At 38.0% G+C, this 11,916-nt stretch carries 10 protein-coding genes and 3 pseudogenes; 5 read left to right on the plus strand and 8 right to left on the minus strand.

Annotated elements, in window-relative coordinates:
• From G9U52_RS38495 to G9U52_RS39640, 4 genes are all read right to left on the minus strand, one after another.
• Nucleotides 1–115 (minus strand): transposase (locus G9U52_RS38495; protein ID WP_207953479.1); only part of this gene is annotated, 115 nt, incomplete at its 3' end.
• Between the two features lie 139 nt (nucleotides 116–254).
• Nucleotides 255–515: a hypothetical protein gene (locus G9U52_RS38500; protein WP_166158695.1), complete on the minus strand. Its 261-nt coding sequence runs from the start codon at nucleotides 513–515 to the stop codon at nucleotides 255–257.
• On the minus strand, nucleotides 508–1,155 hold the full coding sequence (locus G9U52_RS38505; RefSeq protein ID WP_166158698.1) for a transcription termination/antitermination NusG family protein: 648 nt from the start codon (nucleotides 1,153–1,155) through the stop codon (nucleotides 508–510). The genes G9U52_RS38500 and G9U52_RS38505 overlap by 8 nt, the downstream gene beginning before the upstream one ends.
• Nucleotides 1,156–1,676: 521 nt before the next feature.
• A complete protein-coding gene (locus G9U52_RS39640; RefSeq protein WP_243767807.1) occupies nucleotides 1,677–1,862 on the minus strand; it encodes a GNAT family N-acetyltransferase in 186 nt (61 codons plus the stop codon).
• 365 nt (nucleotides 1,863–2,227) lie between these two features.
• On the opposite strand from G9U52_RS39640, the pseudogene G9U52_RS38515 reads away from it, so the two are divergent.
• A pseudogene (locus G9U52_RS38515) lies at nucleotides 2,228–2,476 on the plus strand (IS110 family transposase); the annotation flags it as partial.
• A gap of 150 nt (nucleotides 2,477–2,626) precedes the next feature.
• Here G9U52_RS38515 and G9U52_RS38520 read toward each other — a convergent pair.
• The 4 genes and pseudogenes from G9U52_RS38520 to G9U52_RS38535 all read right to left on the minus strand — a co-directional run.
• Nucleotides 2,627–3,273 (minus strand): annotated as a pseudogene (locus G9U52_RS38520) (IS256 family transposase); the annotation flags it as partial.
• Between the two features lie 1,044 nt (nucleotides 3,274–4,317).
• Nucleotides 4,318–5,250, minus strand: coding sequence for a helix-turn-helix domain-containing protein (locus tag G9U52_RS38525; RefSeq protein WP_166158701.1), 933 nt, complete (start codon nucleotides 5,248–5,250; stop codon nucleotides 4,318–4,320).
• Between the two features lie 1,004 nt (nucleotides 5,251–6,254).
• Nucleotides 6,255–7,421 (minus strand): replication initiator protein A, encoded by a 1,167-nt coding sequence (locus tag G9U52_RS38530; RefSeq protein ID WP_166158704.1) that lies wholly within the window; start codon nucleotides 7,419–7,421, stop codon nucleotides 6,255–6,257.
• Nucleotides 7,422–7,445: 24 nt separating this feature from the next.
• The gene (locus G9U52_RS38535; RefSeq protein ID WP_166158707.1) at nucleotides 7,446–8,111 is read right to left on the minus strand and encodes a MerR family transcriptional regulator; all 666 of its coding nucleotides are present in this window, start codon (nucleotides 8,109–8,111) and stop codon (nucleotides 7,446–7,448) included.
• A 707-nt stretch (nucleotides 8,112–8,818) separates the two neighbouring features.
• Between G9U52_RS38535 and G9U52_RS38540 the strand changes: the two genes are divergently transcribed.
• The 4 genes and pseudogenes from G9U52_RS38540 to G9U52_RS38555 all read left to right on the plus strand — a co-directional run.
• A complete protein-coding gene (locus tag G9U52_RS38540) occupies nucleotides 8,819–9,964 on the plus strand; it encodes a ParM/StbA family protein (protein WP_166158710.1) in 1,146 nt (381 codons plus the stop codon).
• Nucleotides 9,945–10,397, plus strand: coding sequence for a hypothetical protein (locus G9U52_RS38545; RefSeq protein ID WP_166158713.1), 453 nt, complete (start codon nucleotides 9,945–9,947; stop codon nucleotides 10,395–10,397). The genes G9U52_RS38540 and G9U52_RS38545 overlap by 20 nt, the downstream gene beginning before the upstream one ends.
• A gap of 292 nt (nucleotides 10,398–10,689) precedes the next feature.
• Nucleotides 10,690–11,157, plus strand: a complete 468-nt coding sequence (locus G9U52_RS38550; RefSeq protein WP_166158716.1) for a hypothetical protein — start codon at nucleotides 10,690–10,692, stop codon at nucleotides 11,155–11,157.
• A 321-nt stretch (nucleotides 11,158–11,478) separates the two neighbouring features.
• Nucleotides 11,479–11,916 (plus strand): annotated as a pseudogene (locus tag G9U52_RS38555) (hypothetical protein); the annotation flags it as partial.

Consider the following 11,916-nt stretch of genomic DNA (forward strand, 5'->3'; position numbering starts at 1 on the left):
TTTTTAATCTTACGTCTATTTCTTCGATAAGAATCTGGTGTCGGTACTTTACGCACCATACGAAGTGATACTGAATGGCATAGACGTAACCACGACCCTGCTTTATTTCTGGCATATAATCAGGACTACAGAATAACCATATGTCAGTGTTGTTTTCCTATAGAATCCTTGACATTAAAGGGATTGTTGTAATAGTCACCTAAACATGTGTCGGGTAGTTAACGTGGCATAAGCCACGCCCTATCCGAAGTTTTCTAACTCACGACTGAAGGCACGAGTTTGCGAAAACTATACATCAATTTCAAATCGTGTATACACTGAATCCAATCAGGATTATCATTTAAGGTGCTTTCTCCAGCCTCTAGTCTTCTTACTAATTTGAGCAAACGTAATTCTTGCGTTTGTCCGTAAACAACTCCATTTACCCTACTTTTCATCTCTTTAATTTGCCGCTTTATTTGTTTGCTTAATATCTGGATCCTTGCTACATCGCGTATATTTGCAATTTTAACCATGAGAAGAGCCCCCCTTCAAGAAAGAGGAAGCATATCGGCGCAATCCATTTACAATTGATCGGATCCACGGTTTTCCACGAATAAGGTGCCGTTCCCATTCGTTTACAAGATAGGATGGCAAATGAACAACCGTTTTATTTTTTCTGAATATAATTATGACAGCAAATTCAGATCTTTTTTTGAACGGGATTTGCTTGATTTCTTCGTTCAGTAACTCAATCTCTTGCATAATATTAACGGTCTTTTGAAGTTCCTGAACATCTCCAACAGAATCAGAACTAGTTTCGTTATCTGCTAAAGTAACTTCAACCTCAGTTGTACTGATATTTTCAAATGACTCATAAAACAGGTCAAATTCTTCTTGAGGAATCGCATGTTTGAGAATTCTAATAATAGCAGGAGTTTTTTTAATGATGTTCCATACTTCGGGGGGAATAACATCATGATCGCCAAATAGACGAATAAAAATATATCCTGATAATGCAGCTACTTTTGTTTTTTTTGATTTTGCAATGACCTCAGTATGGCATGCATAAACATCTTTTACTAAATTGCATGAAAAGAATTGCAATAATTGAGATAATTTTTCCTTAGCAATCCATTCTTTTCCACGAGATACTTCTATTGCATAAATCGACATAGCGCTCCCACCCTTGTCATATTAGTGTTTATTTATCCTGATTTTGGTCCAGTACAATAACACCATACTATAACTAGAGAACTATTTTTTCAACATAAATATTGCGACATCATTCGACCTTTAGACCTATATTATAAATTTTTTTTATAATTGTCGGATCATGTCGTATAAAAAATTCCCTTTTATAGTCTACAATTATGGGTTTTATTGCTTATAACCTTTATTGATAATTGGGCAAAAAAAAGGATACGGGAGTTTTGGGCAAGGTTATTTGTAGTGAGTAATATTCTCTTTGTTATTCATCATTTTGTCTGTCAATATTTTAATATTTATGATTTGATTCTGTAATAGTTTTAACTTTTCTGTTGTTTTAAAGAACTTTTTATGTTTTAAATATTTCATACTGTTTTAATTGTTTTGTGTAGCTCGCAAAGCCTTGTTACTACTGTGTTAATTGGACATGAAGGTAACTAAAACAGGGTATTAGGGTATTTGTACTTTACTCTTATATTAGTTGTTTCCTATTCGGATATGTTGGTCGGATATGCAGTGATGCTTAACATCATAGTCCATGAGGTTCTTGATACCCCGCAATATGCAAATCCAAGTTTTTCATATGACCGAACCGCCGCTTGATTTTCTGGGTTGACGCTTAGATAAAGTGATTGATAACCATCGACTCTGGCTTGTTGAATGATTTCTTTCATAACCCTAAACCCTGCTTGCCTAAAATTAGAGCGTACAACCATCCTAATTCTGGAGTTTGATTATCAACAAACCTGTATCCTTAATTCGTCTCGTCAAATAATCGATACCATATAGCCCTAACGGTATATCTTCACGTAAAGCTAATAAAGCCCTATCCCCCCTCTCTTCCCCAATCCTCACTGTATTTCTTATTCAGTAGATCATGTTTAGGTGGCTTCTCCTGTAATATAAAAATGGATTCATAGTACATATCCATAAAAAAATCATATTCTGCTTGTTCCAATGGTCTTACAATGATCACAGAATCACCCCTTACATCTAAATCTAATTCCAGCTATGCGAGTGGTCCTGGGCCAACTACTAGAAACCTGTGTACAACATCTTAAAGGGCTACTTCACGGTGATTCTGGCAAATGCACAACGGATTAAAAATGTTCCCGGGCGTAAAACCGATGTTTGAGATGCCGAATGGATCGCTAAGTCGTTACGTGTCGGTCTCATAGAACCAAGCTTCGTTCCATTGGAAGACCTGAGGGAACTCCGTGATTTATGTCGACTGCGCAAGAAACGGATTGGCATCTTAACGGTAGAGAAGAACCCATTTAGCAGTATCTGGAAGCTTTTTTTACCAGCACTTCATGATTACCAGGTGCAACACCTGCCCATGAAGAATTCGGCGGAGGGGAACTGCAGGGGAGAATAAAAATTTAACGCAAATGCTGGCCGATTCGTTCGAAAAAAAAAAAGAGAGCTGTAGCAGCATTTATTCCCAATTTTGAACGCGACCTGTCCATTTACGGTAACGTCCATCGTCGCCAGATAAAGCATCTTGAGCAGTGCCTCGTCGGTCGGGAAGATATTTTTTTCTTTCGTCACTTTTCGGAGCTGACGGTGGTTGCTTTCAATGATGTTGGTCGTGTTAGATCAGCTTCCGGATCTCGGGTGGGTACTTGAAAAAGGTCGCGAGTTCTCCCAATTCGTACGCCACGACCGGATTATAAGGGAAAATTTGCTTCCCCAGACTTCTTCAAAACGGTCTAATTCCAACAAGGCTGCATCCTTTGTCGCCGCTTAATAGATGGGTTCTAAATCAGCGGTTACTTTTTCGAGGTCCTTGTACGACACAAAGCGGGTCGGATTCCGAATCTGGTGGATGATGCATTTTTGGATTTCCGTTTGCGGATAGCAGGCGGCAATCGCTTGGGAAAAGTCTGTGAGGTTGTCCACGCAGGTGATTATAATGTCTTGGACACCGCGGTTTTTCAGGTCGTTTAAGACGGTTACCCAGAACTTGGAGGACAGATTCTCACCGATCCACATGCCCAGCTCATCTTTGCTCCCGTCCAAGTCAATGCCGATCACCTTATAGCCCGCTTTGTTCACATTATGTCCGTCCTGCTTGACTTTTAAGTATACACAGCCTAATGGCGGCTTTCATACTTTCGAAGATGATTCTAGGTAAAAGGGCTGAATCCGTACAAGAAGCTAAAATTTCAGTAATTAAGCGGCTGTTTCTTTTGCAGCTATTGACTCAAATTGATATTGGATAGCCCTTTGTCTGAGTTCATAAGCCTTAGTAGTACTTAGATTAGATTTCTCTCTCTCAACTTTCATTAATTGCACAAGCTCATTTAAATCTTACGAACTCATTCCCTTCTAACACCCGCCTAAGATGAGACACGGGGCTCTCGTTCGATACGGCAGACATATTTGAGACCCATGGTAGTTTGCGTTATCTTGTGAATAGGGAAAAATTCCATGATTAATCGGTCTGGTTAAGCTCTCATCCTTGTGTATTGAGGGCTTTTCTATGAATGCTAGAAATTTTCCCAACCATAATCCCATCGCTTGGGATTATAAATAAATGCTTTATAGGTGGATTATCAGCCGTATTTTTTTGTAAGATTACAAGAAAACAAAGAAAAAGTTTAGATTCACTTTTTAGTTGGAATTGTCTTTTCTATAGTTCCAATAATTCTTATATATTTCTATTTTCCAAATTCAAAGGACGGAACAAATTATATCTAAGTAGCCCCAGACATTAAGAAACGAAACCATTAACTTACCAGAACCACTCCATGTTATTTATGATTAAATGATGCCATATCTAAATATGTACAACGTTAATATTAAAATACATAAAAGTGTTTGTTAATTATATTAAGAATGCTGTAGGAGCCTGGAAAAAAATAGAAGTGTAATCATAATACTTATGGTCGATGGTAACTATGCAACCCTCACAATTAATGAATGAAGTACAAACTAGTCGATTAGGCTCCGTTTCAAGAAAGATACATGGAACTGGATTTGGACTCGTTTATTCGTACCACCTGATTCAAGCTTTAGGAGGCATTAAAATGGTTTATTTCCGATGACATATGTTTTACACAAAACACTGAAGACATCCCTGGTGTGATAGAGCGCCTTTGAATGTTCAAGCATGTTCGAATTGGCTTAAATTGGGATCGGTTGAGTGAACTCTTTCTTATATCTTTTGGCCTTCCATACGTGAATCGCGTCTTTATAAGCATCATGGAACCATCCTACGGGATTCACGATCTCAAACTTTGGATTTAGTCCACGCAGATCATAATATTTTTCTATGTATAAATCGCAGGCAATTTCAACTATTGATGCATCAAGTAGGTTCTTAAATCGACTTACTAGCATACTATAAATACGAGGCATATATGTTTCCATAATCGATGTTGCAGATGTAGGCAATGGTTTTAATTTTTTGCCGTGTATGTTTAGGCTTTCAATAATTTCAGGAAATTCGGGTGTGTCAGAAGGCATGCTTGATAAAGCATGCTGTCTATCAATCTTTAATTTATTATTAGAGATTAAGAGATTAGGAGATTTAGTGATTTGTATGGCAACCCCAGTGACAACCGGCATTCCTACCCCGATGTCAGCAACAATTTCAGATGGTACTGGGTTATTTAACTCTGCGTCTTTGGATACTGCTTGCTCATTGTAGGTCTCTATTAAAAAGTGATCTTGAATGGGTTGGATGATAATCAGGTTGGTTCCCTGTCCCCCATTGCGCTCGTATGTTTCTTTACGCTTAATAATATTTAATTGCTCAAGCCGATCAATAGATCGTTGAACTGTTCGCGTAGAGGCTTGTACCATAGCGGCAATGGATTTATTGCTTAACCATGATACACCAAAAGCGCGAAGCGAATGCCTGCAGCATATCTCCAGTACTTTCAGAGATGTCTCATTCAGCGTCAGTCCATAGGTTTGTATGAATGCTAATACATGTGCATCCATTTCCTCAACCGATTTGAACGTTTGAAGCTGGCGAGCTTGTTCCTCAATGATCTTTTGTCGTTGTTCACGTACTACTGATAGATAGACAAAATTAGTTGAATAATCAGACATAATAAAAAACTCCTTCTTAAGCCCCAGACCAAAAAATGGCACATTTAAGTAAGAGTTATCCCTTTGATTTTTAAAAAATTCTGTGATAAGATACAGATACAGAATTTTTTAAAAGTCAAACAAAGGGCACTCTTTGGATTTATATTTCTGCTTGTCTTCTTGGCGGTTGAGGAGCAGAATATAAATGATGGGTGCTTTTTTGTTATTCTAGTATTTAAATCTATTGAGACTACTATAAAACAGATCTTAGGAAAAAGGCAAATCCAGGGTATAATCAATTTTCCGTACTAAAACGGATGATTTATACACACCTTCCGTACTGAAACGGATGATTTCATATCTATCTTACATTTTAATGATCCTATTCTCTGATTTTCCGTACTAAAACGGATGATATCATAAATAAAAAAATTTTTTGACCTAATTTCCGTACTAAAACGGATGATTTGATTTCTATTTCGTATATTTCCGTACTAAAACGGATGATTTGGCCTCAACTTTGCAAAATACCTTTTAATTTTATGGAAATTCCGTACTAAAACAGATGAAAAACAAGATAAGTAAGTAACTTTTATCTTACGTATTGTACATGATCTACAATCACAATGTGTAGCTTTTAACCAAGTTACGAGCTTCTTGAGTCGCATTAAACGAAACATTGTGAGTAGCCTCGACATATTCTGAGATTTTTGGGTATGGGCCAGAGATCCGATACCTCTTCCCTGCTCTTCATTACTGGTATGTACAATTTCTGGACGAAGAGTAAGGCTGCTGCGCCTATACATTTGATCCGCGGTAAGCGCTCGCTAACATTTCTAGGGATAATATGTTGCTCGCCACACAAGAGATGAGCCCCTTGCGGTGGAGCACTGATTAGTGACTGCGCCACAATCACGGTAAGCACCTGCTAAGGTCATAAAACATTATACAAGACATATTTCGTATATTTCCGTACTAAAACAGATGAAATACATAAATAGTAAGTAACTATATTATCGAGTTAATCATTCTTCAAACAACTCAAGCTCCAGCTGCTTGGGATTTTCCATATCTATAGGTGTGGGCAAGTTGGTAAACATATGATTTTTAGTGACCTCTAACGCCCTGCCTTTCAGACCTGAAGCTTTTCCTTGGTATTTATAATGATCAATAAACCCGATTTGTTTCAGCTCTTCACAAGCTTGTGAGATTCGTTCCACAATCTTGAATGCTGGCATTGTGGGTTTACCATCTTCATCTAAGAAGTGGAAATGCCCTGCTAATACAGACAATTCGATGGTAACTTGCTGGCTATCTGTGTATGAAGAGATCAGCCAATAAAGACCTTGAGCCAAATACGATTTCAGATCATTCATTAGCAGTAAGGAAATATCAAACATATCCCCTTTTCTATTGGCCTGAATTAACCAATCAGGTAGTCTAATCTCAAACTCTCTTTTGAAATGACCTGATGAACCGACTTGTCTTTCGAATACGATCGAATCGATCAGTCGGGTAAATGCGATCTGCTCATACCCGGAGTTCTTAGAACGTTGATATTGCGTAAGGGTGACTTCTGTTTCCCATAGCCGTAGCAGAGACTGTTGAACTCTATTATAGTTGCTAGAGCCATCTGTCAAGCCTAATTCATTGAGGATGTCGGTGTACTTTAGGCGTACTACAGGAGAATTGCCTTCGGCATTTTTCATCCAAAGGCTTTGTACAGCTCCCATCGTCCGCGCATCATAGATATTTAGTACCACCCCATTTTTGCTTTTGATAATTACGGAACGGACTCCTTTAATACTGGTGGTCTCAGCGGCTACTGATTTGGGATTTGCAGAAAATAAAGCATGTTGAGCAATATTTGTATTGATTGCCACGAGCTCTTTCATATAGTCGGAAGATTTGACACGCAACGATTGCTCTAAAATATCAATTTTGATCTGAAGTAAGGATTTTTCACCCGCAGATAGGCTTGGCATCAACATCAGGGATTTCAGGCTATCTCCTTGCTCATTTGCATACATGAATAGTGTCTTTGCCTGGACCTGACGATTTAGTGTAGCACCCAGTCGCTCTATTGTTTCCTGCTGCAGAGCTGCAGCCTTCAGAGCGTCCAAATGCCGATTGGCTTGGTATTCCTTAGCCAGCAGCTCAAGAATCGATTCAATATGGTCAAATTGCCCCATGCCACTGCCACCTTTCCTTAATGATTATGATATTGTGTTTAAACCAAACTCATCCAACAGCTTATTATCGAAATGATCATCTATATGTGATTTAACAAATTCATTTCTCTTGTCTATATCCTCTTCCCTTTTAAATAAACCTACCTTCTTTATTCTTTCTTTCTCAGGTTTGGTAGACCAGATTTCTAAGGCTTCACGTTCAAGCAATCGCTCTACTCTTCGTCTTGTTGTGATCTCCATAACACGTTCTCTTCGTTCTTGCTGCAAGTCTCTAGGTTGCGGTAACCTATCCATCATTCTCTGATGTTGTTCGCGTAATTCCTGCATTTGGTTTTCAGCAATTTCAGCTAAGTTGAGCTTTAATTCTTCCAAATAATAATCCTTCAAATCCTGTGAATTTTGAACAGACATAGATGAAGGGTATTCGATTTGATCGTCCACTGGAAAAGGACGTAATTCGAATTTTTGTGGAAGTTCTAGACAAATTCCCTCTATTGTCCACTTTTGCTCTCTCATATCTTTGAAAAACATAGCAATTTGCAGATCATTTTCCGAATAAACCTTGTTCCCATTAGCCCTATTTATATAGTGAATTCTACGATCTTCTAATTCTTTAAACCATCTGTCCACAGTATTATAATGCACGCCAACTTCTTTTCCTAAGTCTATTATTTTTAAAAATCGTTCCACGATAAAACTCCTTTCTATTTAATATGTATAGACCCTGACGATACACAGGTGACTCACTAGGAAATCATTAATCACTGGTGAAACACTATTCTAAAAATACAATATTACTATACCATAGTTTTCTGTGACCAATGAAGATTTTGTTGTTTTAAATTTAGATAGCAATAACATATATCCACCACTAGTGAATCACACATCACTAATGCATCACTATTGAAGTGCATTTAGTCACTACTTGTCACTGATAGCGGAAAATAGGTGGCAAAAACTTTATCATAGTGATATTATAACACTAGTGAATCACACGCCACTAATGCATCACCATTACATATTTGGTTTGAACATTATACGTCACTAGTGACGTAGTAACTTCATCAACATGGTAATGCTTTGGACCACTAGTGAATCACACATCACCATTAGATCACTATGAGAGTATTTATCCGCTCATCACTTATCACTAGTGAGTTACAAGGAACGCTATTATCTGAATCATGATGATAGCCGCCGATTCACTAGTGACTCACTATCCACTAGTGAATCACTTTTGTGCAGGTTTTGATCATCAGGCTTAATAATGTATCACAAATGTATTACATAATGTATTACAATATTAAGGGGAATGGGTTTTTACTTGAAATTTTTGGAAATATGTATTACAATATGTATTACAAATGTATTACAAAATATAGAGGAGGCTATTATTTATGAGCAAATTTAAAGTTACGGGACAAGATATTGGGAATCATGGTCACAAAGCAGTATTTGGATCCAAGCCAGAAGACCAATTTTTGATTCCAATGCAGGTTAAATTTCCAACAAAAAGATCCACGAATATGACCCAGGATGAAGCACCTGAAAATTTATTGGATTACTATAAATTGAAAATAAATTCATCCGCATTAAGCGATAAATACAATAACAAGACCATTTTAGTAGGGCTATGCGCAGAGGGAGGGAGGGAAATGGTTCAGGGATCAAAGAAGCATTTAGAAGATCTACCTGTGATCGTTTCTCTAGCATCTATGGCTTATCACGCACTCAACACAAATCCCAAGAAAAAACTGATTACGGCTCATTATGCGCCGGTTTATGGCATACCACTTAGTTATTTCGATTTTGATGCTAGAGATGCTTTTGAAGATCGAATGCAAGGCAGCCATTCGGTAACTATAGAAACCCTCGGATACGAATGTACAGTAAGTATTAATATTGAAATGGATGCGGTTGTGCCAGAGGATGCGATCTATGTCTATGATCTGGAAAGAGATTGGAAGGGTAAGCTGAAGGAATCACCGGTTTCTAAGCAAGATATACTGATCATCGGTATCGGGCAGCTTACAACAGATTGCGGATATGTGAGTAAAATGAAGTTTGATGATAACCGTTCATTCCCGATTGATTTTGGGGCAGCCAGTACAAAGGATCGTTTTAGATACGATTTTAATACAGAATTATCCAAAAAAGATAATACCGCTTTTAGAATCGTTAACCGAAACCACTTGGATAAAATAATCAATAATGATTTTATTATTGAAGAATTGAGTCATAGCATCAAAACAGTTTTTGAATCGTATGTAGAAGAGGATGCTTTAAACTTGGTCGATGACATTTTAAACAATGTGAGAATGAGAAAGTTAGCTCCTCATATGGTAGTCGGAATCGGCGGAGGAATACAAGTGTACAAGAATTACATAATGAATAGGCTAAGCGAAGCAGGTATTGATCTTAAGATCGATTCTCAGCCCGAATTTGCCACTGCTAGGGCTCTTTATAAGTGGGGAATGAGTGAACGCTCAGGTTTCCATGAAGACGCGTCAGAGGGTCAAGCAAATGTCTCAGTTGAAGCGTAAGATAATTCCAGGCCAAGTCATCCCAGTCAGGTTGCCAGTGGATGAAGATGAGGCTGAACCTTACATCCGAATCTTGGAGAAGCAAAAAAACCGTAATCAATACCTACTTGAACTAATAAATAAGGATGGAAAGAGTGACTCTATATTCCCTGGTGGAACGATTGGCATTCAATTGCCTATAGAAATGACCTATAAGGAACTGGATTGGATAAGCACTCATTTGCCGCGGCTCTCTGAAGAATTTATGAATATGGTTAGAGGCAGGATGCGAACGAAGCCTGCTCTTGAAATGGTTGCAGGTGAGGACGTAGTAAGTACAATTCCAGTGGAACCACTAACATCGTCCAAGGAAGCACCAATTTTACCTACGCAATTAAGTGATATTCCTGTTGAAATCAGACCTAGTCGCAGGAACCGAAATGAGTCTTTTTAAATTAAGTTATTATTGAACTTTTGACCATCATCTTAAAGATCGTTTACGCTGCAGCGCTATCAGTTGCAGCGTTTTTTTGATGCTTAAAGTGGCTGAAATTGTGGCTCCTTTTACGATCTATGTCTTTGGTCAAATTTCATGTTTTTTTGTGATAAAAACTCCTAAAAACCTTATATAACAAGGATTCCCGCCTACCTCTTTTATAAAAGGGGTGAATAGTTACACTTGATTTTAGATTAAAAAGACGATATCGTATTATAATATAGACGATATCGAATAAAAGAGGTGTAATATGGACATTATAGGAGATGTAAAGAGGAATATTACGAGTTTAGAGAAGCTGAAAGATGCGCTTGATCAAATAGACTCGGATAATGTGGATTTAGAAATGTTTAAAAAATACACAATTGAACGTTCAATTGCCGATTATAATCAAAAGCTGGAGAAGATGACTTACAAAAAATTTCCGCATCGATGCGAGCTCTGCCAACAGTGGATCGAAGAGTTGGAGCCTGAACAAAAATCCATTATGATTTGCCAAACCTGTCGAGTCAATTTGCCTAAAACTATGACAACGAATGAAATTGAACCGTTGTGGGGACTTCATGTGGGGAAAATCAAGCAAGATATAGATAATCATCTGCTTGATGATTTTATTGATGCCGGCTTGATATGGAAATCAGGAAGGTATTGGCTAATTCATGAACTTGTTATGCAAAAACATTATGAGCGTAAACTAGGATATAAGAGAGGTTCATAATAGGGAATAGGTTTAATAAATGGAATTTAACAAGTAAAACGCAGCCAATACCAGGAGGCGTACAGAGAGATAGTAGACCAAAGGATGCCAATCAAGGAGCACTTTATCGCATATTTCAAGAAAAATTTTGTGTTATAATTGAATTAAAGAACTTTTATCAAATGAGGCGCTGGGCATGAAGAAAATTGAAAAAAATGCGAGATCTTAAGAAAGTGGCAATCACATGTGGAAGGTCAATGTTTGCAAAGGATGATCTTGAATTTTTGAAAAAAACTACTGATTTCAAAAAAACGGATACCAATACGTAATGATGATTGGGCTGTGCTCAGCGATTTTCAATTAGAAAACCGCGTCACGGAGCTGGTGAACGAATTCGGCTTTTTGGAATCATGGGCTGACCGTTTGTATAAGGCGTGGGACGAGCGTGTAGCTAAGTCATGGTTAGACGAGCTAACGCAAGACAATGAGAGCCAGGGCGAAGTGGTGGAAGAAATATTTTCGGAACCTCCTGCAGTCGTACAGGTACAAAAACCAGCTGTTAAGCCAGGGCGCGGAGGATCACGTCCAGGATCGGGACGTAAGGTAATGGGGAAAACCGTAATAGTTTCCATTTCGCTTTCCTATGATGAATGGGGGTATATAGACACGGTTATCCAAAATGGCACTTATGCTTCCATGGCTGATTATTTTCGTTCGTGCGAAGAAATAGACGTAAGATTAAAAGAAATTCTTGTTCAGATTGCATCCGATAACAACTTC

This window comes from Paenibacillus agricola (assembly GCF_011440305.1).
GTDB classification, from domain to species: Bacteria; Bacillota; Bacilli; order Paenibacillales; family NBRC-103111; genus Paenibacillus_S; species Paenibacillus_S agricola.